This window comes from Ralstonia sp. ASV6 (genome assembly GCF_016429285.1).
GTDB classification, from domain to species: Bacteria; Pseudomonadota; Gammaproteobacteria; order Burkholderiales; family Burkholderiaceae; genus Ralstonia; species Ralstonia flaminis.
The window spans coordinates 1-20,057 of the sequence record NZ_JAELUI010000011.1 but is presented as its reverse complement, the minus strand read 5'-3'; the positions used below and the strand labels follow the sequence as shown (position 1 = coordinate 20,057).

The window sequence follows — 20,057 nt, the reverse complement described above, 5'->3', positions numbered from 1 at the left end:
GTACTGCGCTCCTGTGCTGTCGGTCAGCCAGCCGCCCGCAGTTCTGCCAGCCCAATCTCCGCCCGAGTGATGTCGGTATTGCGTCGTGCCAGCATACGCTGATAGTTCGGGCTTTCCTGTGCGCGTGATTGTTCGCGGTGCCACAGATGGAAGACCTCGGTGGCACAGAATCCGCGCTTGCGACGCACCCCGGCGTTATAGAGCCGCACGGCCAAGTCGGCATCTTCGTGGCCCCAGCCGACAAAGCTCTGGTCAAAGCCATTGACGTGTTCAAAATCGTCGCGCCACACGCCGAGGTTGCAGCCCTTGATGCCCCGCAAGCTTGCGCTGCGAAAGGCGCGCGGAGCGGGGAGGCCGGGGATCAACAACGGTAGAAATTTGTTGATATGTCCCGCGCGCCAAGCCCGGAACCAGAACCTCTTGCTCGCCGAGTGGAGATCCACATTTCGTGTGACCAAGTCCCGAGTCAGCGTTTCATCGATCAGGATGCGGCTGCCTGACAGCCAGAACCCTCGTTGCGCCAGGGCACGGTGCCGTGCTACGAAATCGTTGCGTGGCACGCAGTCGCCATCCAGGAAAACAACGTAATCGGCTTCCGATGCAGCAAGCACCCCCCGATTACGGATTTCACTCAACCGAAAGCCATTGTCGGGGTGCCACACATGGCGTAAGGATATCGATGTTGAGCGTGCGATGCGATCAATGGTTTCCCGTGTGTCGTTGCGGGAGCCGTCATCGGCAACAATGATTTCAAACGCCAAATCCGTTTGTGAGAGACAGCCCGCCAGCACGCGCTCCAAAGCATCTGGCCGATTGTAGGTTGCAATGATGATCGCTATATGGCTCGGGTGATTAATGGCCATGGCGCTCAAGCATCATGAGTTTGATATAGCGGTAATAGGTACCCTCCGCATTGCATACGGCCAGTATGAACCCTTCGGTGCCGTCTAAGAATCCGCGTTGTATGAAATAGGTTCGTATGAATGCCCAAATGCCGTGCCCAATGGCGCTGCGCAGTGAACCTCGCTTGCCTTGTGCGAAGCTCGCACGTGCTCCATCCGTTGAGTACCGGTTAGCCTTCGCCAGTGCTGTGTACACGTCCGGAATCGAGTAATGGATGATCGGGGCCTTAAAGTTGCCGACGCTTCCCTTGAACACTAAGTGAGAGTGGACTGGTGCATCGTAGAACGTGACATGTTCGCGCTTGAAAAAGCGCCGGATTCGGTCAGGCCACCAGCCAGAATGCTTCATGAACCGGCCGCAAAAACTCGAACTGCGCGGCATGGAGAAGACGGTATGCGGGCTGCCGTTCTGCAGCACATTTAGCATTTCATCGCGCAATTCCGGGCTTACGCGCTCGTCCGCATCCAGTGAGAGCACCCAGTCGGTATGGGTTGCGCGCAGGGCTCGATTGGACTGCTCACCATAGCCCGGCCAGTCGGTCTCAAACAGACGAACGCCAAGCTCTCGGCAAATAGCTTGTGTCCCATCGGTGCTACCGGAATCAAAGACGACAACGTCATCGGCCCAGTCTCGCACCGAGCGAATGCAGTCGCCAATGTCGTTTGCCTCATTCATGGCGACGATGATGACGCTGAGTGTGGCGCGAGCGGAAGTTGTTGTTGGCATAAACAGTGATCGATACGGTTGCAGGTGCTTGAGGCCTGTTGGTCAGGGCTGCGAAGCAACCCCGGCCTTGTGCGGTGTATGTCGGTTGGCAAAGAGACCGCTTAGCAGTATGCCGACGAGGAAGACGAACATATGACCCTCCGGAAAATCGAGGAGCAGCGAGTTGGCGGCGCAGCCGATGGTAAATGCAGCGACATAGCCGGCGCAGAAGACACCCTCGAAACCCGGTGCCCTTAAGCTGCCAAGCCAGGCTTGGCCAATCAACCACACGAGCGCAAGTATGCCGAGAGCGCCTGCCTGGACGCCCATCATCAAGTATTCATTGTGCGGATTCGTTGATCCGATGCCATAGGCGCCAATTTGACCGGCAGTCATGTTCCGGAACTGGGGCTCGATGCTACCCACCCCATATCCGACGACGGGGCGTTGGCTGATCAGAATCAAGGCGCGTCGATAAAACTCAAGGCGTAGCCCCGTCGATGTGACATCGCCATGTCGTTCGTAGTTCTGAATCTCAGAGGAGACCTCGGACATGCGCGATTGCTTGTGATGGGCAACGTAAGCCACTGCTGAGGCTCCGACCACAATGGCCATGCCGATGACGGTGATGATGCGGCTAGCTGTCAGTGCTCTGCCGCGCAGGAAGGTTTGCCACCCCCAAAGCATCAGGAGCGGCACAATGAGAACCTGCCCGGTCCGACCCTGTTGTACCAAGAACAGGTTAACCATTGCCAACGCAAAGACGCCGCCACATGCGGCCCGCATGGCGACTGGGGTTCGTTCCGCGTTCAGAACACGGTTCCAGTGTGCCGTGGCGACGATCAGCGCGAAATACGCAAGCAATGCGGTAAAGATGCCCTGGGTAATGTGATGTTTGAATACCCAACTGGCACGTACCGGATCGGGGCCATATGACTGCCCCACATGCGTCCAGCCCAGCCAGTTCGTGCAAGACAGGATCAATATCACTGTCAGCGATGCGAACAAGGCTTGCATCGCCAGCCGGCGCCAAGCTCCATCTTGAAAGAGCATCAACAAGAACGGAATGAATAGCAGCTTACGATATTTGGATAGTGTGGCGAGCGCCTCGCCGCTTGGTGCGGTACCCCACAGCAAGCTCAACGCCAACAGGAGGAAAAGCGCGACTGCCGCTATCGCCGTGCGGTTATGTTGCAACCGGCGCGCTTCTTGCCAGAATTCACGACAGGTCAGCATGACAACCAAGGCCAGCGGTCCAAGGATGTTGACGGCAGCAGTGGAAATCGGGATGAGGGCTAGGGTGCACACGGCGCACAGCCGCGCAAAGTTCCAGCGGTTCAGTGCGAAAGCGGGGAGAGCAGTGATCATGAAGCGAGAGGTGATATGGGCGAGGGCATGGATAAATGCCCGCCGTGACGACGCTGGCGCGGTTGTACAATACTCGGCCATTTGGGCAATACCGTCCACTGTCGGTCCAAGTCGCAGTTTGGCCCGAAATCGACAGCCGCGAGTATACCGTTAGGGATACGGCGTGCCGCTCCACAGTGTGCACTGCCAACTTGTACGGCTGTGTTATCACCACATCCTGCCCGGCATGTATGCCAGGGGCACCACTCGAACTTTATGGCAGTCAATGCATCCGCAGGCGATCAGCCGCGTAATCTGAACAAGGATAACCACCTCAAACGGTTATGGGGCTACCTGCGCCCCGAGATGACCGCGTTCATCCTCTCTATGGTTGCCATGGGCGTGGTGGCGGCCACGGAAGGGATCATCCCCAAGGTCGTGAAGGACCTGCTGGACCAAGGCTTTGGCGGTGAATACGCCGGCAAGCTGTGGCAGGTGCCGGCCATGCTGGTCGGCATTGCCGTGGTGCGCGGGGTGGCGCAGTTTGCGTCGACCTACCTGCTGAGCCTGGTGTCGAACAAGGTGCTGTTGAACCTGCGTGTGAAGATGTTCGAGCGGCTGCTGCAGGCGCCGGCGTCGTACTACCAGCAGAACACGGCGGCGTCGATCATCAACGCCGTGATCTTCGAGGTCAACCAGGTGCTGCAGGTGCTGACCGGCGTGTTCATCACGATGGTGCGCGATTCGATGACGGTGCTCGCACTGCTGGTCTTCCTCTTCTATACCAACTGGCGCCTGACACTGGTGGTGGCGGTGATCCTGCCGGTCATCGGCCTGCTGATGTCGCGCATTAATCGCCGCCTGCGCTCGCTCAACCGTGAAAGCCAGAACCTGACCAACCAGGCTGCCTACGTGGTGGAGGAGGCCGTCGGTGGCTACAAGGTCGTCAAGCTGCACGGCGGCGAGGCCTACGAAACGCTGCGCTTCAACGCCATGACCAACCGCCTGCGCAGCTACGCCATGCGCGTAGCCGTGGCCGGTGGCCTGAACCAACCGGTGACGCAGTTCCTGGCGGCGCTGGCGCTGTCCATCATCCTGGCGATCGCCATGATGCAGGCGCAGGCCAACCAGACCACGGTCGGCGGCTTTACCGGTTTTGTGATGGCGATGCTGCTGCTGATCTCGCCGCTCAAGCACCTGACGGATGTGAACCAGCCGCTGCAACGCGGCCTGACTGCCGCCGAGTTCATCTTCGGCCTGATCGATACGCAGATCGAACCGCAGGAAGGTGGCAAGCACATTGACCGCGCCCGCGGTGATATCCGTTTCGATCGCGTAACCTTCCGCTACGGCGCGGATGGCAGGGCTGCGCTCGACAATGTCGACCTGCATGTGAAACCGGGTGAGATCGTCGCCCTTGTCGGGCCATCTGGCAGCGGCAAGACCACGCTGGTGAACCTGATGCCGCGCTTCTTCGATCCGACCTCGGGCACCATCTCGCTCGATGGCGATGCGCTGGCCGACTTGTCGCTGCAGGATCTGCGCCGCCAGATTGCCTTCGTGAGCCAGGACGTGGTGCTGTTCAACGACACCATTGCCGCCAACGTGGCGTACGGCGCGCGGGACGCATCCGAGATCGACATGGCGCGTGTACGCCGTGCACTGGAAGCCGCGTACTTGACGGATATGGTGGATAACCTGCCGGAAGGCATTGACACCAACATCGGCGACAACGGTTCGAAGCTCTCTGGTGGCCAGCGCCAGCGCTTGGCGATTGCCCGTGCCATCTACAAGGACGCGCCGATTCTGATCCTGGACGAGGCAACGTCCGCGCTTGACTCGGAATCCGAACGCCAGGTGCAGGCTGCGCTCGAACGTCTGATGGAAGGCCGCACGACGCTGGTGATCGCGCACCGCCTGTCGACCATCGAAAACGCCGACCGTATCGTCGTGCTCGAACACGGCAAGATTGCCGAGGCCGGCACGCACCGCGAACTCATCGACCGCGATGGGTTGTATGCTGGACTGCATCGCATCCAGTTCGCCACTCAGTAAGCAGTTCACTTCCGGGCGGCGTGCTCGTGATGCTCACACCAAAGGAGACATCATGACGACCACCACGCCGCCCATCAGTCGGTTCCCCGTTCCTGAGCTGGCTGACATTCCCGAAGACATTCGCGCGCGCATCCTCGAGGTGCAGGAGAAGACCGGCTTTGTGCCGAACGTATTCCTCGCGCTGTCGCACCGGCCCGATGAGTGCCGCGCCTTCTTTGCCTACCACGATGCGTTGATGCTGCGCGAGGGCAGCAGCCTGACCAAGGGCGAGCGCGAGATGATTGTGGTGGCTACGTCGGGCGCCAACCAGTGCCTGTATTGCGTGGTTGCGCACGGCGCCATCCTGCGTATTTACGAGAAGAATCCGCTGGTGGCCGATCAGGTTGCGGTCAACCATCGCAAGGCAGATATCACGCCGCGCCAACGGGCCATGCTCGACTTTGCGATGAAGGTTTGCACGGCTTCACACACCGTCAACGAGGCCGACTACGACGCGTTGCGCGTGCATGGCTTCGACGATGAAGACATCTGGGACATCGCTGGCATCACGGCCTTCTTCGGCTTGTCGAACCGTATGGCGAACGTGATCTCGATGCGGCCGAACGATGAGTTCTTCCTGATGGGGCGTCTGCCACGCGAGAAGAAGTAGACAGCGCTACGCCGTCAGTTCGCGCAATGCCTCAAGCAGCTTGATGGCCGGACTGGGCAGGATGCCGTGGCGGCGCCGGAACGCGGTAAGCGTGCGGCGCGCCACCAGCCCGGGAATCGGCAGTGGTTCAATCACGCCCGCACGGCGCTCGGCATCAATCATCGGCTCGGCCATCCAGCTCAGGAAGCCCGAGCGCGCCACCAGGCTCTTGAGCGCCGTGACTGAGCGCGTTTCCACCACGATATTGGGTAGCTCAAGGCCTGCAGCCTCGAACACCTGCCGCATGTGCTCGTATGGGCCGGTACCGCGCGGCGGGATGGCCCATGGCGCTGACATCGTGTCGGCAAGCGACAGAGCGGGGCGCTTGCGCAACGGGTGCTCGGGCGATGCCACCACGAAACTCGCGTCTTCCCAACGGCAGTCGGCAATCGCGATGATCGCATCCGTATCCGGCATCGCCATGGACAGCGCAAGGTCGATCTCGTGCTTGACCAGTCCCTCGGCTAGCCGGTCCCACACCCCTTCCAGTATTTCCACACGCAGATTCGGCCAGCGGGCCACCACTGTGCCGACGGCCAGCGGCAGGACGTAGCTGGCAATGCTGCCGACCGCACCCACGCGGATGGTGCCCTTGGCAAGCCCGCGCATCGCGTCGATCTCTTCGCGCGCGTAGTCGGCCTCGTGCTGCAGGAGTGTGGCGTGCGGCAGCAGCGCCTGCCCAATGACGGTGAGTTGCATGCCCTTGGAGTGCCGCTCGAACAGCGGCGCGCCCACTTCGTCCTCCAGACGCTTGATGATGCGGCTCAACGCCGACTGGGTGACGTGCAAGACCTCTGCCGCACGCCCGAGGCTGCCGGCCGAGACAATGGTGGTGAAGGCGCGCAATTGGCGCAGGTCGAAAGGCATGCCAAAAGGTAATGACTTTCTGCGGAAAATTCAATATCGCGCAAGTCGAACGACTCCCATACTGGGCGGCCAATGCACGGAGCAACACAAGGAGACACTGCATGACCCGCACTTCGCTCGCGCTCGTCACGGTGCGCGACGCCACGATCGAACTGCTTCGCCGGCTCGGCATGACCCACGTGTTCGGCAATCCGGGGTCCACCGAGCTGCCGATGTTCCGGGATTTTCCGGAGGACTTTCGCTACATCCTCGGCCTGCAGGAGGCTGTGGTGGTTGGCATGGCCGACGGCTATGCGCAGGCAACCGGCAACGCCGCGCTAGTCAATTTGCACTCGGCGGCGGGTGTCGGCAACGCGATGGGCAACATCTTTACGGCGTTCAAGAACCGCACGCCGCTGGTGATCACGGCGGGGCAGCAGGCCCGGTCCATCTTGCCGTTCGATCCATTCCTTGCCTCCAACCAGGCCACCGAGCTGCCCAAGCCGTACGTCAAATGGAGCATCGAGCCTGCGCGCGCGCAGGACGTGCCGCTGGCGCTGGCTCGTGCATATCACATCGCCATGCAGGAGCCGCGTGGCCCTGTGCTGGTGTCTATCCCTGTCGATGACTGGGATCAGCTGACCGAGCCTGTTGCTGCGCATGACGTGGCGTACGAGGTGCGGCCCGATCCCGCCACGCTCGCGCGCATTGGCGACACGCTGGATGCGGCGCAGCGGCCGGCGTTTGTTGTAGGTGCAGCTGTGGATCGCGCGGGTGCCTGGGATGCCGTTGTGCAGCTTGCCGAAGCGCACAGCGCACGTGTGTTTACCGCACCAATGGCTGGGCGTGGCGCCTTTCCGGAAGACCACCGCCTGTTCGCCGGTTTCCTGCCGGCGATGCGCGAGAAGATCGTCGGCCTGCTGCAGGGGCACGACGTGGTGTTTGCGCTTGGCGCACCGGCGTTCACGTATCACGTGGAAGGACATGGGCCGCACGTGCCGGTGGGAGCCAAGCTCGTACAGTTGGTCGATGATCCGGCCACCGCATCGTGGACGCCCGAGGGCGTCTCGGCCGTCGGCAACATCCGTCTCGGCGTGCAGGACTTGCTCTCAAGGCCCGCGCCGCCCGCGCGGCCGCTGCCTGTGGTCCGCGTCAAATCGCCGCGAGCCGAACCGGCATCGCCCATGTCCACCGCCTTCGTTTTGCAAACGCTCGATGCGCTGCGAGGCCCCGCAGACATCGTCGTTGAAGAGGCCCCCAGCGCGCGCTCGGTGATGCAGGCCTACCTGCCGATGCGTCGCTCGGGCGCTTTCTACACCATGGATAGCGGGGGATTGGGCTACGGCATGCCTGCCGCTGTAGGTGTGGCACTCGCCAAGCCGGGCACGCGCGTGATCGGCCTGATTGGCGATGGATCGAGCATGTACTCCATCCAGGCGCTGTGGAGCGCATCGCTGCTCAAGTTGCCCATGACGTTCGTGATCCTGAACAACCGCCGCTATGCTGCCCTGCAGGATTTCGCGCCGGTGTTCGGCTTTGCACCCAATGACCCGGTGCAAGGCACTGACCTGCACGGCATCGACTTCGTCGGATTGGCTCGCGCCATGGGCTGCACCGGCGAGCGCGTGACTGACCCACACGCGTTGGAGGCCATGCTGCGCGCCGCGCTGCAATCCACCGGACCAACCTTGATTGAAGTGGAGATTGCCTGATGACGAATACGACTGTCGCCCCGCTGGAGGGTGCGCAAACCATCTCGATGCTGATCAACGGCGAGCGCGTGCAAGCCAGCAATGGCGCAGTCTTCGAGCGCCGCAACCCGCTGGATGGTTCTGTCGCGACGCGAGCACCCGCAGCAACGGTGGAGGATGCGAAGAATGCCGTCGACGCCGCCGCGGCTGCGTTCCCCGGCTGGGCCGCCATGGGACCGACCGAGCGCCGTGCGTTGCTGATGCGTGCCGCCCAGGCACTTGAAGCCAAGGGCGCAGCCTTCGCCGCTGCAATGGCAGCGGAGACCGGCGCCTCAGCATTGTGGGCGGGCTTCAACGTGCATCTGGCCGCCAGCGGTTTGCTGGAGGCTGCCGCCATGGTCACGCAGATTGCCGGCGAGATCATCCCATCGGACATACCAGGCAGCCTCGCCATGGGCGTGCGTCAGCCTGCAGGCGTCGTGCTTGGTATCGCACCGTGGAACGCACCGGTCATCCTGGCGGCGCGTGCGATTGCGTTGCCGCTGGCGTGCGGCAACACTGTGGTGCTCAAGGGCTCGGAGATATCGCCTGCCACGCATGGACTCATCATCGAAGCGCTGCAGGAAGCAGGGCTGCCCAAGGGCGTCGTCAACTTTGTGACGAACGCGCCGGCCGATGCCGGTGCAATCGTGGAGGCGATGATTGCTCACCCCGCAGTGCGTCGCGTCAACTTCACGGGCTCGACGCGGGTGGGGCGCATCATCGCGCAGACCTGTGCCACGCATCTGAAGCCCGCCGTGCTGGAGCTGGGCGGCAAGGCACCGCTGCTGGTGTTGGCCGATGCGGACATCGACGCCGCGGTGGACGGTGCGGCGTTCGGCGCGTTCGCCAACTCGGGCCAGATCTGCATGTCTACCGAACGCATCATCGTCGATGAAGCCATCGCCGATTCATTCGTTGCGAAGCTGGCCGCCAAGGCCGCTTCGCTGCCGCTGGGCGATCCGCGCAAGGGGCCAGCGGTGCTCGGCTCGGTGGTCGATATGAGCACGGTCGAGCGTTGCAACCACATGATCGACGATGCGCTTGCCAAGGGTGCGAAGCTGCTGTGCGGCGGCAAGGCCACCAGCACGTTGATGCCCGCCACGCTGCTCGATCACGTCACGGCGGACATGCTGATCTATTCGGAAGAGTCCTTCGGCCCGGTCAAGGGCATCGTGCGTGTGAGCGGCGACGATGCTGCTATCGCCTGCGCCAATGACAACGCATATGGGCTGTCGTCTGCCGTGTTCAGCCGAGACGTGGCGCGCGCCATGAACGTGGCCCGTCGTATCGAATCGGGCATCTGCCATATCAACGGCCCGACCGTGCATGACGAAGCACAGATGCCGTTTGGCGGCGTCAAGGCGAGCGGCTTTGGACGCTTTGGCGGCCGCGCGGGTGTGGCCGAATTTACCGAGCTGCGCTGGATGACGGTGCAGACCACGCCGCGCCACTATCCGTTCTGAGATGCGTATGAAGATCGCCATTCTTGGTGCGGGCGCCATGGGCTCGCTGTTCGGTGGGTTGCTGGCGGAAACGGGCGAGCAGGTCACGCTGCTCGACATCAACGATGCACACCTTGCTGTGATTGCCGCCCACGGCTTGCGGCTGGAAACCGATACCGGTGACCGCCACGTGCGCAACCTGCAGGCGTTGCGCCCGAGCCAGGCAACCCAGGTGCCGGATCTGCTCATCGTCTTCACGAAGTCGATGCACACGCGCGCTGCGCTGGCGAGCGTGCGTCAGCTGATCGGGCCGTCCACGTATGTGCTGACGTTACAGAACGGCCTGGGCAATGTAGAGGCGCTGGCTTCGGTGGTGCCGCAGGAACGCATCCTCGTTGGTGTAACGACATGGCCTGCGGATCTGGCGGGGCCCGGTCACGTGCGCTCGCATGGCGCTGGCGTGATCCGCATGATGACGGCCGATGGTGTTGATCGGCCGATGCTGGAGCGCGTCGTATGTGTCTTGTCCGACGCGGGTCTACGCAGCCAAGCCGATGCCAACGTATGGGGCGCCGTGTGGGAAAAGGTCGCCTTCAATGCCGCGCTCAATCCACTGTGTACGGTGTTGAACCGCCCCGTCGACGCGCTGGGCGCGGTGGAGGATGGGCCGGCACTCGCGCTGACCATTGTCGAAGAAGTGCTTGCGGTGGCAAGGGCGAGCGGTGTCAACGTCGACGCAATCAAAGTGAGCGAGAACGTGCGCCACGCCATCGTCGCGCATCGCGGGCACAAGCCGTCGATGCTGCAGGATGTGCTGGCCGGGCGTCCGACCGAGATCGAGTCGATCAACGGTGCCGTGGTCGTAGCGGCACGTCGGCATGGTGTGCGTGTGCCGCATACCGAGACACTGATGCAGTTGGTGCGCCTGGTGCAGGCGCAATCCACACGTCCGCAAACACCCTAGTTGAACAGGAAGCTAGTCCGTCTATATTGTTAACATGTTAAATAAGTGGCGCGTAGACGCCAGCCCAATGGAGACAACCCCATGCTGTGCTGCTTCAGACTGGCAGGTGTGTTTAGTGCGCCTGGTTTGCCATCCGGCCGTTCTGCCTCTCAGCGGAGGCCGGTATGAGCCAGGATCGTGCTCCCATCGACATCGGCCGCGTCCTGGATGACGGGCCGTTCTCGTTTGCCCAAAAGGCGGCGGTGTTGCTTGCCGCGTTCGCCATCGTCATGGACGGTTTTGATGGCCAGTTGATCGGCTTCGCCATTCCTGTGCTCATCAAGGAATGGGGCATTACGCGCAACGCATTCGCGCCGGCGGTGGCGGCTGGTTTGATCGGCATGGGCATCGGTAGCGCGCTGGCTGGCTTGTTCGCTGATCAGTTTGGGCGGCGCTGGGCGCTCATTGGCAGCGTGTTCGTGTTTGGTGCGGCCACCTGCATGATCGGTTTTGCACCCAATGTGGCGACGATCGCCGCGTTACGCTTTATCGCGGGCCTGGGTATTGGTGGAGCACTGCCAAGCTCAACCACGATGACGGCCGAGTTCACACCGGCGCGGCGCCGCACGCTGGCTGTGACCGCTACCATCGTGTGCGTACCCCTGGGAGGCATGCTGGCGGGGATGTTTGCCGGCCACGTGCTGCCGATTTACGGATGGCGCGGGCTGTTCTGGATTGGCGGCGCGCTGCCGCTGGTGCTTGGCTTCGTGTTGGTCGCGGCGCTGCCGGAGTCGCCTCGGTTCCTGGCGCGCCGCCAATCACACTGGCCACAATTGGCACGGTTGCTGACGCGCATGGAGCGCCCTACGCCGGCTGACTCCACCTTTACCGATCTGGCCGGCCAGAAGGTCATCCAGCACGCTGGATTCCGTTCGCTCTTTGCGCCGGGCCAAGCGCACGACACGGTGGCGCTGTGGGCGGCGTTTTTTATGTGCCTGCTGGCGGTGTACGCAGCATTCAGTTGGCTGCCGACCATGCTGGCCTCGGAGGGGTTGAGTGTCGCGGTGGCGGGTCAGGGGTTGACGGCCTACAACCTGGGTGGCGTGATCGGCGCGCTGGTATGCGCCATAGCAATTGCGCGCTGGGGTTCGCGCTGGCCGATGGCGCTCTGCTGTATCGGCGCAGCGCTGAGTGCGTTTGCTATGCAAGGTGTGGATGCCCGCCAGAGCACGCAGTTGCTGCTCATCGGGCTGGGCTTGCACGGGCTGTTCGTCAACGCGGTGCAGTCGACAATGTATGCGCTGTGTGCGTTTGTCTATCCGACGGCGGTGCGCGCCACGGGTACTGCATCCGCCGTCGCATTCGGGCGCTTGGGCGCGATCTTGAGCGCGTTTGCCGGCGCCATGGTCATCACTGCGGGTGGTTCGAGTGCGTATCTGGCAATGCTGGGGATTGCCATGCTGGTGGTGTTGGGCGCGCTGCTTGTGATGCGGGAGCAGATTCCGAGGTTGACTGCACGCGCCGCCAATGAGGTGGCCGCCGCGCCGGTGCCGCACAGCAGCCCGGTCAAACCGTAGCGGCCGTGCACGCTTGGAGCAGTGTTACATCAGGATGATGTCGTACTGCTCCTGGCTGGCCGCCGCCGATTCCACCTGTAACGAAATCGGCTTGCCGATAAAGTCGCCCAGCATTGCGAGATGCTGGCTCTCTTCTTCCAGGAACAGATCGATCACCGATTGCGAGGCGAGGATACGGAACTCGCGCGGATTGAATTGCCGAGACTCGCGCATGATCTCGCGCAGGATGTCGTAGCAGACCGTACGCGGCGTCTTGACCTGGCCCTTGCCCTGGCAGACCGGGCACTGCTCGCACAGCACGTGCGCGAGCGATTCTCGCGTACGTTTGCGCGTCATCTCCACCAGCCCCAACTGCGAGAAGCTGTTGACCGTGATGCGCGTGCGGTCGCGTGCGAGCGCCTTGCGCAGTTCCGTCAGCACCGCATCGCGATGCTCGGCGGACTCCATGTCGATGAAGTCAATGATGATGATGCCGCCCAGGTTGCGCAGTCGCAGTTGCCGCGCGATGGTGTGTGCGGCTTCCAGGTTGGTCTTGAAGATCGTGTCGTCAAAGTTGCGCGCACCCACGTAACCGCCGGTGTTGACGTCGATCGTCGTCATCGCCTCAGTCTGGTCGATCATCAGGTAGCCACCCGATTTCAGATCGACCCGGCGCGACAGCGCGCGTTCGACTTCTGCCTCGATGTTGTACAGGTCGAAGATCGGTCGCTCGCCGGTGTAGTGCGTCAAGCGCTCGACCACAGCCGGCGTGTATTCCTGCGCAAACTCGACCAGCTTCTGATGGTTCTCGCGCGAATCGATCTGGATGCTGCGTGTCTCGTCCGTCACGAAATCGCGCAGCACACGCTGGGCGAGGTTCAGATCTTGATACAGGATCGACGGCGCGGGCAGGGTCGTGGCGCTATGGCGGATGGTCGCCCAGATCTTGCGCAGGTAGGCAACGTCGTTGGCGAGTTCTTCGTCGGTCGCTTCTTCGGCGATGGTGCGCACGATGAAACCACCACGCTCATCCGTCGGCACCATAGCGGTCACGCGCGCGCGCAGTGCTTCGCGTTCGGCTTCATTGCCGATCTTTTGTGAGATGCCGATGTGCGGGTCTTGCGGCAGATACACCAGCGTGCGGCCGGCAATGCTGACTTGCGTGGACAGGCGCGCGCCCTTGGTGCCGATCGGATCCTTGATGACCTGCACCATCAGGGCCTGGCCTTCAAAGAGCGTCTTCTCGATGGCGACCTGCGGAGTGGGCGGCACGTCCTTGGCGTCGCGCGGGTGCCAGATGTCGGCCACGTGCAGGAACGCCGCGCGTTCCAGGCCGATATCGATGAAGGCGGACTGCATGCCCGGCAGCACGCGCACGACCTTGCCGAGATAGATGTTGCCAACCAGGCCGCGTGTGAGCGTGCGCTCGATATGGAGTTCCTGAACGGCGGCTTGCTGGACGATGGCCACGCGCGTTTCTTGCGGCGTGATATTGACGAGGATGTCTTCGGACATGTGCCAGATAAGAGAGCGGGTTTCAGGACGCGCCTGCTGCGCTGCAATGTACGACGGAGCATGAAGCAAGCGCGTTCTGGAACCAGCCCTCGCACATCTGGCCAGCGTGCGAGAACGCCGATCAGGGTGCGGGTTACAGCGTGATGCCCGCTTGGGCGAGCAGTGCGGCGGTCTCGAACAAGGGTAGGCCCATGATACCCGAATAGCTTCCCGAAATATGGGCGACGAAGGCGGCCGCACGGCCTTGGATGCCGTACGCGCCGGCCTTGCCGAAGGGCTCGCCGCTGGCGATGTAGCGGGCAATGTCGGTGTCTGTCAGTACAGCAAAGCGCACGTCGGAAACGGACAGCGCATGCATTGGCGTACCACTGGCGGTAACGACCGTCACGGCGGTTAGCACGCGGTGCTCGCGACCGGACATGCCGCGTAGCATGCGGTGGGCGTCAGCGGCGTCGGACGGTTTGCCAAGAATTTCGCCATCCAGGCACACCGTGGTATCGGAGGTGAGGATCGGTAGCGCGGGGAGGTTGCGTGCGATCCGGCGGCGCACTGCAGCTTGCGCCTTCAACGTGCAGACGCGCTGGACGTAGTCGTCGGGCGTCTCACCGGGGAGCACGGCCTCCAGCGCTTCGGCATCTTCCTCGTCGCTGGCCAGCAGCAGCTCGAAGCGCGCGCCGATCTGGCGCAGCAGCTCCTGTCGGCGCGGGCTTTGCGAAGCGAGGTAGAGGTGTGGCGCGCCCGGGGCGTCGATGGTCATACGCGGTGATACGGGTGGTTTTGCGTGATGCTCCACGCGCGATAGAGCTGCTCGGCCAGCAGCACGCGCACCATGCCGTGCGGCAGCGTCAGGCTCGACAGGCGAATCAGCGTGCGCGCTTTGGCTTTGAGCGCCGGGTCGAGCCCATCCGCTCCACCGATTACGAAAGCGATGTCCCCACCTTCCTGTTGCCAGCCGGTGAGGGATTCGGCCAGGGCCACGGTGGTGAGGTCCTTGCCCCGCTCATCCAGCGCGATCATGCGGCAGCCCTTGGGCAGCGCGGCTTCGATGCGCGCGGCTTCGAGCTGCATGACGGTAGCGGCGGTGCGGCTGCCCGAGCGCTGCTCGGGCTTGATCTCGCGCAGTTCGATGCGCAGTTCGGGCGGCATGCGCTTGGCATATTCAGAGAAGCCATCCTCAATCCAGGACGGCATCTTGTGCCCAACGGCGACGATCAACAACTGCATGGCGAGGCTGCCTGCGCGAATTACGCTGCCCGCTTCTTGGCCGGAGCGCGCTTGGCAGCCGTCTTGGCTGCGGTCTTCGTGGCAGGCTTGGCCGTGCCGCCTGTGCCGGTCGCGCGCTTGGTGGCCGGGCGGCTGGTGGTGGTCTTCTTCGCTGCGGTCTTGGTTGCAGGCTTTTTCGGGGCCGCAGCCTTGGTCGGGCGCTCACCGGCCAGCGCGGGCTTGGTGGTACGGCGCTTGGCTGGCGTGACCTCTTCGGCCTCGTCTTCCTCGTCGTCGTAACCTTCGCTGGCCTTGGGCAGGCCGCGTCCACTGTTGCCGCCAAGCTGGATACGCACCGGCTTGTCGCCCCAGATCTCTTCCAGGTTGTAGTACTGGCGCAGTTGCGGCTGCATGATGTGGACCACGGCGTCGCCACAGTCGACCAGCACCCATTCGCCCACGTCTTCGCCTTCCACGGCGATGATGTGGCCGCCGGCTTCCTTGACGGCGTCACGCACGGATGCAGCCAGTGCCTTGGTCTGACGGTTGGACGTACCGCTGGCGATGACCGTGCGGTCGAAGAGTTCGGTCAGGTGCGTCGTATTGAAGACCTTGATGTCTTGCGCCTTGACGTCTTCGAGCGCGTCGACGATCACGCGTTGTAGTTTGCGAATATCCATACTGAGTGAGAAGAACGTTTAGGGGCGAGAAAAAGGTCAAAAAAGCGCGTGAATGGGATCAAACACGCGGTCAAACACTGACCGTGCCATCGGCACGGCGGTACAGCGAATGCGATTGGATCAGGTCGGCCACCCCGGCGGGCAGGTCGGCGTCGCAGCGCTCGCCAGTGGCAAGCTGCTGGCGCAGGCGGGTGGACGACAGGTCGACGGACAGGGTCTGGTCGATCCACATATGGCCGGCGGGTGCGCATTGTATCAATGCTGTATCACCTCGGCGCACATCGAGCTCATGCTGCACAGGCACATGCAGGGCGTTCAGGTCGAAACCGGGGCGCGTGGCGACACACAGGTGCACATATTCGAACAGGTCTTGCCAGCCGTGCCAGGTGTCGAGGCCGACGAGCTGATCGGCGCCCATCAGCCAGGCCATGGAGGTATCCGGGCCGTAGACGCCGCGCAGTTCGCGCACGGTGTCGATGGTGTAGCTTGGGCCGTGGCGGTCGACTTCCATCGAGCTCACGTGCACTCGAGCGCGGCCTGAGCGTACGGCTTTCGCGGCCAGTTCGGTCATGGCAAAACGCAGCGGCGCGGGCGTGATATCGGCGGCTTTCTGCCACGACACGCCGGTCGGGATCCACAGCAACTCATCAAGGTCGAGCCGAGCAATGCACAACTCGGCCAGGGCGATATGGCCGACGTGCGGCGGATCAAAGGTGCCGCCCAGCAAGCCGAGGCGGTAGGGGCGACCGAGATCGGGGCGAACGAACGAGGGAAGCGTCATACCCAGTCGCGCGCCGGCAGGAAATCGGTGTACAGCGCGGCTTCCGGCGACCCTGGTTCGGGCTGCCAGTCGTAGCGCCAGTTGGCCACGGGCGGCATCGACATCAGGATCGATTCCGCGCGGCCGCCGCTTTGCAGGCCGAACAGCGTGCCACGGTCAAACACGAGATTGAATTCGACATAGCGGCCACGGCGGTAGGCCTGGAAGGCGCGCTCGCGCTCACCGTAGGGGGTGGCGTGGCGTTGCTCGGCGATGGGCTGCCAGGCGGGCAGGAATGCATCGCCCACGGAGCGCATCATCTCGAAGCTGCGCTCGAAGCCGAGTTCGGCAAAATCGTCGAAGAAGATGCCGCCGATGCCTCGCGCTTCCTTGCGGTGCTTCAGGTAGAAGTAGTCGTCGCACCACTGCTTGAAGCGCGGGTACAGCTCGTCGCCGTAGGGGGCCAGGGCGCCCTGGCAGGTGCGGTGGAAGTGCGAGGCGTCTTCAGCGAAGCCGTAATAGGGCGTCAGGTCCATGCCGCCACCGAACCACCAGACGGGGTCGGCATCGGGCCGCTTGGCGACGAAGCAGCGCACGTTCATGTGCACCGTCGGCACGTAAGGGTTGCGCGGGTGGAAGACCAGCGACACGCCCATCGCCTCGAAGCCGCGTCCGGCCAGTTCTGGCCGGTTGGCGGTGGCCGACGGGGGCAGAGTGTCGCCCATCACGTGCGAGAAGCCGACGCCGCCGCGCTCCAGCAGCGCGCCACCTTCCAGGATGCGGGTGCGGCCACTGCCGCGCAGGCGTTCGGTGGGCGGCTTTTCCCACGCATCGGTGGCAAAGGTGCCACCGTCGAGCGCGCCGACGGCGGTGGTGATGCGGTCCTGCAGGTCCAGCAGGTAGGCGCGGACGGCTTGGGTATCCATCAGATTCGGGCGGGGCCGCGTGTGCGGCCGATTCATGCGGTTGTCACCATTGTAGCGGGCAGGCCGCCAGGGGCTTGGTGGGGATCACCCTGGGTGACGGATGCCGCGCTTGGCCCTCTGGGGCATCAGCGCGGCGGGGAATCGCTCAATGGCGGATGGCGCGGTGGCCAATGTCCTTGCGGTACTGGGCGCCGTCAAACTGGATCTGTTCGATCGCGTTGTACGCGGCGCGCTGAGCGGCCTTGACGGTATCGGCCAGGCCGACCACGCACAGCACACGGCCGCCGCTGGTGGTCAGCACGCCATCTTTTAGCGTCGTGCCGGCGTGGAAGGTGACGCTGTCTTCCGTCTCCTTCGGGATGCCGGTGATGACGTCACCCTTGCGTGGGGTGTCCGGATAGTTGTGGGCTGCCATCACCACGCCCAGCGCGGTGCGGCGGTCCCAGTCCAGTTCCATGCCGTCGAGCTTGCCGTCGATCGCGCGGTCGAGCACGTCGTACAGGTCGGTCTTCATGCGCGCCATGATGGGCTGCGTTTCCGGGTCGCCCATGCGGCAGTTGAATTCGAGCGTTTTGAGGTTGCCGTCGGCGTCGATCATCAGGCCGGCGTACAGGAAGCCGGTGTACGGGATGCCGTCCTTCTCCATGCCGCGGATGGTCGGCATGATGATCTCGCGCAGCGCGCGGGCGTGCAGCGTGGGCGTGACCACCGGCGCGGGCGAGTACGCGCCCATGCCGCCCGTGTTGGGGCCGGCGTCGCCGTCGAGCAGGCGCTTGTGGTCTTGGCTGGTGGCCAGCGCCACGACGTTCTTGCCATCGCACACGACGATGAAGCTGGCTTCTTCGCCGGCCAGGAATTCTTCAATGACGACGCGCGCACCGGCGTCGCCCAGGCGGTTGTCGGCCAGCATCATATCGACGGCGCTGTGTGCTTCCTCGGCCGTCATCGCCACGACCACGCCCTTACCAGCGGCCAGGCCATCGGCCTTGATGACGATCGGGGCGCCTTCCTGGTCAATGTAGGCATGTGCCTGTGCCGCGTCGCTGAAGGTCTGGTACTTAGCGGTCGGAATGCCGTGGCGATGCATGAACGCCTTGGCGAAATCCTTTGACGATTCGAGCTGCGCCGCAGCCTTGGTCGGCCCGAAGATGCGCAGGCCCTTGGCGCGGAACAGGTCGACGATGCCTGCAGCCAGCGGTGCTTCCGGGCCCACCACCGTGAAGTGGATGCCTTCGCGCTCGGCAAAGGCGGCCAGTACTTCCGGATCCGTGATCGGCAGGTTCTGCAGGCGCTTGTCGAGCGCCGTGCCGCCATTGCCCGGCGCCACGTAGACCACCTGCACCTTGGGCGAGCGTGCCAGCTTCCATGCCAGGGCGTGCTCTCGACCGCCCGAACCGACCACCATCACTTTCATGCTGTACCTGCCTAGAAATTCAAAATCCGATTCGAAATCTGGAAAATAAAAACGGCGATCGTGAGGTCGATCGCCGTTATGCGCGCCCCGGGGCTTACTCCCCAATGACCGCGTTGGTGAAGACTTCCTGCACGTCGTCCAGGTTTTCCAGGACGTCGAGCAGCTTCTGCATCTTGACCGCATCCTCGCCGGTGAACACGACTTCGGTCTGCGGCTTCATGATGACTTCGGCCAGTTCGGCCTTGAAGCCGGCGGCTTCCAGCGCGGTCTTGACTTTGGAGAAATCGTGCGGCGGGCAGATGACTTCGAGCGCACCGTCTTCATGGGTGACGACGTCGTCGGCACCGGCTTCGAGCGCGGCGTCCATCAGCTTGTCCTCAGGCGTGCCCGGGGCAAAGATGAACTGGCCGATGTGGTCGAACAGGAACGCCACCGAGCCCGATGTGCCCATGTTGCCGCCGTACTTGTCGAACCCGTGGCGGACTTCGGCCACGGTGCGCGTGCGGTTGTCGGTCAGGCAGTCAACGATGATGGCGGCGCCGTTGATGCCATAGCCTTCGTAGCGGATTTCTTCGTAGTTCGCGCCTTCCAGGCCACCCACGCCGCGCTGGATGGCGCGCTGGATGTTGTCCTTGGGCATGTTGGCGTCGGTGGCCTTGTCCATGGCCAGGCGCAGGCGGGGGTTCGAATCCGCATCACCGCCGCCCAGGCGGGCCGCCACGGTGATTTCCTTGATCAGGCGCGTCCAAATCTTGCCGCGCTTGGCGTCGGCAGCGGCTTTCTTATGCTTGATATTGGCCCATTTGGAATGACCGGCCATGAAACTCTCCGAGCGGATACGGTGGAAAATCGTGCGATGCGTGGCGCCCAGATGGCGGTCTGACGCCACCTGCACGCTCTATAATCGGTCGCAGATTTTAGCATGCTGCACACGTCCATCGCCCTGTCCATCCGGTCGACTTCTGAGTGTGCTATCCCCCGAATGATCCTCGCCCAAACGCCATGACCGATCCCATCCTGATTGCCAAGAACGCCAAGACCGAGCTGGTGCTGCTGCCTCAGCTCGCCAACCGGCATGGCCTGATCACCGGTGCCACCGGCACCGGCAAGACCGTCACGCTGCAGACGATCGCGCAGGGCCTGTCGAAGATCGGCGTGCCGGTCTTTCTGGCGGACGTCAAAGGTGACCTTACCGGCATCTCGCAGCCCGGCCAGTCTAACGACAAGCTCAAGGCCCGCCTGCAGGAGCGCGGCCTGGAAGAACCGCAATGGGCCGGCTGCCCCGTCACGCTGTGGGATGTCTATGGCGAAAAGGGCCACCCGGTGCGCGCCACCGTGTCA

19 protein-coding genes are annotated in these 20,057 nt (G+C 63.2%); 7 read left to right on the top strand and 12 right to left on the bottom strand.

All coding sequences use genetic code 11. The features are described from left to right. Positions 1–23: 23 nt before the first annotated feature. Genes JHD73_RS03355 through JHD73_RS03345 form a run of 3 tightly spaced genes read right to left on the bottom strand, consistent with a single transcriptional unit; the run spans position 24 to position 3,075 of the window. A complete protein-coding gene (locus JHD73_RS03355; RefSeq protein ID WP_199027744.1) occupies positions 24–863 on the bottom strand; it encodes a glycosyltransferase family 2 protein in 840 nt (279 codons plus the stop codon). Continuing rightward, a complete protein-coding gene (locus JHD73_RS03350) occupies positions 853–1,629 on the bottom strand; it encodes a glycosyltransferase family 2 protein (RefSeq protein WP_199027742.1) in 777 nt (258 codons plus the stop codon). Before JHD73_RS03350 ends, JHD73_RS03355 begins: the two co-directional genes overlap by 11 nt. Positions 1,630–1,671: 42 nt before the next feature. Continuing rightward, complete coding sequence (locus JHD73_RS03345) at positions 1,672–3,075, bottom strand: O-antigen ligase family protein (protein ID WP_368735491.1); 1,404 nt, start codon at positions 3,073–3,075, stop codon at positions 1,672–1,674. A 156-nt stretch (positions 3,076–3,231) separates the two neighbouring features. Here JHD73_RS03345 and msbA point away from each other — a divergent pair, with 156 nt between their 5' ends. Together msbA and JHD73_RS03335 are read left to right on the top strand one after the other, a co-directional pair. Further along, a complete protein-coding gene (gene msbA, locus JHD73_RS03340; protein WP_199027740.1) occupies positions 3,232–5,010 on the top strand; it encodes a lipid A export permease/ATP-binding protein MsbA in 1,779 nt (592 codons plus the stop codon). A 52-nt stretch (positions 5,011–5,062) separates the two neighbouring features. Beyond that, on the top strand, positions 5,063–5,659 hold the full coding sequence (locus JHD73_RS03335; protein ID WP_199027738.1) for a peroxidase-related enzyme: 597 nt from the start codon (positions 5,063–5,065) through the stop codon (positions 5,657–5,659). A gap of 6 nt (positions 5,660–5,665) precedes the next feature. Here the strand turns inward: JHD73_RS03335 and JHD73_RS03330 are convergent, their stop codons facing one another. Further along, on the bottom strand, positions 5,666–6,565 hold the full coding sequence (locus tag JHD73_RS03330) for a LysR family transcriptional regulator (protein WP_199027736.1): 900 nt from the start codon (positions 6,563–6,565) through the stop codon (positions 5,666–5,668). Positions 6,566–6,666: 101 nt separating this feature from the next. Between JHD73_RS03330 and mdlC the strand changes: the two genes are divergently transcribed. From mdlC to JHD73_RS03310, 4 genes are all read left to right on the top strand, one after another. After that, positions 6,667–8,256 carry a benzoylformate decarboxylase gene (mdlC, locus tag JHD73_RS03325; protein ID WP_199027734.1) on the top strand — a complete coding sequence of 530 codons (1,590 nt, stop codon included), beginning with the start codon at positions 6,667–6,669 and terminating at the stop codon, positions 8,254–8,256. Then, positions 8,256–9,740: an aldehyde dehydrogenase gene (locus JHD73_RS03320; protein ID WP_199027732.1), complete on the top strand. Its 1,485-nt coding sequence runs from the start codon at positions 8,256–8,258 to the stop codon at positions 9,738–9,740. Before mdlC ends, JHD73_RS03320 begins: the two co-directional genes overlap by 1 nt. A 7-nt stretch (positions 9,741–9,747) precedes the next feature. Continuing rightward, positions 9,748–10,683, top strand: a complete 936-nt coding sequence (locus JHD73_RS03315) for a ketopantoate reductase family protein (RefSeq protein ID WP_199027730.1) — start codon at positions 9,748–9,750, stop codon at positions 10,681–10,683. Positions 10,684–10,847: 164 nt separating this feature from the next. Then, complete coding sequence (locus tag JHD73_RS03310) at positions 10,848–12,239, top strand: MFS transporter (RefSeq protein ID WP_199027729.1); 1,392 nt, start codon at positions 10,848–10,850, stop codon at positions 12,237–12,239. A 24-nt stretch (positions 12,240–12,263) separates the two neighbouring features. Here the strand turns inward: JHD73_RS03310 and rng are convergent, their stop codons facing one another. The 8 genes from rng to JHD73_RS03270 all read right to left on the bottom strand — a co-directional run bounded on the left by rng (position 12,264) and on the right by JHD73_RS03270 (position 19,536). Continuing rightward, the gene (rng, locus tag JHD73_RS03305; RefSeq protein WP_199027797.1) at positions 12,264–13,733 is read right to left on the bottom strand and encodes a ribonuclease G; all 1,470 of its coding nucleotides are present in this window, start codon (positions 13,731–13,733) and stop codon (positions 12,264–12,266) included. A gap of 133 nt (positions 13,734–13,866) precedes the next feature. Then, positions 13,867–14,490, bottom strand: coding sequence for a nucleoside triphosphate pyrophosphatase (locus JHD73_RS03300; RefSeq protein WP_199027727.1), 624 nt, complete (start codon positions 14,488–14,490; stop codon positions 13,867–13,869). Next, positions 14,487–14,957 carry a 23S rRNA (pseudouridine(1915)-N(3))-methyltransferase RlmH gene (gene rlmH / locus JHD73_RS03295; protein ID WP_027680941.1) on the bottom strand — a complete coding sequence of 157 codons (471 nt, stop codon included), beginning with the start codon at positions 14,955–14,957 and terminating at the stop codon, positions 14,487–14,489. The genes JHD73_RS03300 and rlmH overlap by 4 nt, the downstream gene beginning before the upstream one ends. A 20-nt stretch (positions 14,958–14,977) precedes the next feature. Continuing rightward, positions 14,978–15,616 (bottom strand): ribosome silencing factor, encoded by a 639-nt coding sequence (rsfS, locus tag JHD73_RS03290; RefSeq protein WP_199027725.1) that lies wholly within the window; start codon positions 15,614–15,616, stop codon positions 14,978–14,980. 70 nt (positions 15,617–15,686) lie between these two features. Continuing rightward, positions 15,687–16,397 carry a nicotinate-nucleotide adenylyltransferase gene (locus JHD73_RS03285; protein ID WP_199027723.1) on the bottom strand — a complete coding sequence of 237 codons (711 nt, stop codon included), beginning with the start codon at positions 16,395–16,397 and terminating at the stop codon, positions 15,687–15,689. Further along, positions 16,394–17,302 (bottom strand): oxygen-dependent coproporphyrinogen oxidase, encoded by a 909-nt coding sequence (gene hemF, locus JHD73_RS03280; protein ID WP_199027795.1) that lies wholly within the window; start codon positions 17,300–17,302, stop codon positions 16,394–16,396. Before hemF ends, JHD73_RS03285 begins: the two co-directional genes overlap by 4 nt. 145 nt (positions 17,303–17,447) lie before the next feature. Next, on the bottom strand, positions 17,448–18,716 hold the full coding sequence (gene purD / locus JHD73_RS03275; RefSeq protein WP_199027721.1) for a phosphoribosylamine--glycine ligase: 1,269 nt from the start codon (positions 18,714–18,716) through the stop codon (positions 17,448–17,450). A 94-nt stretch (positions 18,717–18,810) separates the two neighbouring features. Beyond that, entirely contained in the window at positions 18,811–19,536 is a 726-nt protein-coding gene (locus JHD73_RS03270; protein ID WP_199027719.1) for a YebC/PmpR family DNA-binding transcriptional regulator, read from the bottom strand. Between the two features lie 182 nt (positions 19,537–19,718). On the opposite strand from JHD73_RS03270, the gene JHD73_RS03265 reads away from it, so the two are divergent. Next, positions 19,719–20,057 (top strand): helicase HerA-like domain-containing protein (locus tag JHD73_RS03265; RefSeq protein ID WP_199027717.1); only part of this gene is annotated, 339 nt, incomplete at its 3' end.

Coding starts and splice junctions, on each gene's coding strand:
- JHD73_RS03355 (WP_199027744.1), bottom strand. CDS start 863: ATGGCCATTAATCACCCGAGCCATATAGCGATCATCATTGCAACCTAC.
- JHD73_RS03350 (WP_199027742.1), bottom strand. CDS start 1,629: ATGCCAACAACAACTTCCGCTCGCGCCACACTCAGCGTCATCATCGTC.
- msbA (WP_199027740.1), top strand. CDS start 3,232: ATGGCAGTCAATGCATCCGCAGGCGATCAGCCGCGTAATCTGAACAAG.
- JHD73_RS03335 (WP_199027738.1), top strand. CDS start 5,063: ATGACGACCACCACGCCGCCCATCAGTCGGTTCCCCGTTCCTGAGCTG.
- JHD73_RS03330 (WP_199027736.1), bottom strand. CDS start 6,565: ATGCCTTTCGACCTGCGCCAATTGCGCGCCTTCACCACCATTGTCTCG.
- mdlC (WP_199027734.1), top strand. CDS start 6,667: ATGACCCGCACTTCGCTCGCGCTCGTCACGGTGCGCGACGCCACGATC.
- JHD73_RS03320 (WP_199027732.1), top strand. CDS start 8,256: ATGACGAATACGACTGTCGCCCCGCTGGAGGGTGCGCAAACCATCTCG.
- JHD73_RS03315 (WP_199027730.1), top strand. CDS start 9,748: ATGAAGATCGCCATTCTTGGTGCGGGCGCCATGGGCTCGCTGTTCGGT.
- JHD73_RS03310 (WP_199027729.1), top strand. CDS start 10,848: ATGAGCCAGGATCGTGCTCCCATCGACATCGGCCGCGTCCTGGATGAC.
- rng (WP_199027797.1), bottom strand. CDS start 13,733: ATGTCCGAAGACATCCTCGTCAATATCACGCCGCAAGAAACGCGCGTG.
- JHD73_RS03300 (WP_199027727.1), bottom strand. CDS start 14,490: ATGACCATCGACGCCCCGGGCGCGCCACACCTCTACCTCGCTTCGCAA.
- rlmH (WP_027680941.1), bottom strand. CDS start 14,957: ATGCAGTTGTTGATCGTCGCCGTTGGGCACAAGATGCCGTCCTGGATT.
- rsfS (WP_199027725.1), bottom strand. CDS start 15,616: ATGGATATTCGCAAACTACAACGCGTGATCGTCGACGCGCTCGAAGAC.
- JHD73_RS03285 (WP_199027723.1), bottom strand. CDS start 16,397: ATGACGCTTCCCTCGTTCGTTCGCCCCGATCTCGGTCGCCCCTACCGC.
- hemF (WP_199027795.1), bottom strand. CDS start 17,302: ATGGATACCCAAGCCGTCCGCGCCTACCTGCTGGACCTGCAGGACCGC.
- purD (WP_199027721.1), bottom strand. CDS start 18,716: ATGAAAGTGATGGTGGTCGGTTCGGGCGGTCGAGAGCACGCCCTGGCA.
- JHD73_RS03270 (WP_199027719.1), bottom strand. CDS start 19,536: ATGGCCGGTCATTCCAAATGGGCCAATATCAAGCATAAGAAAGCCGCT.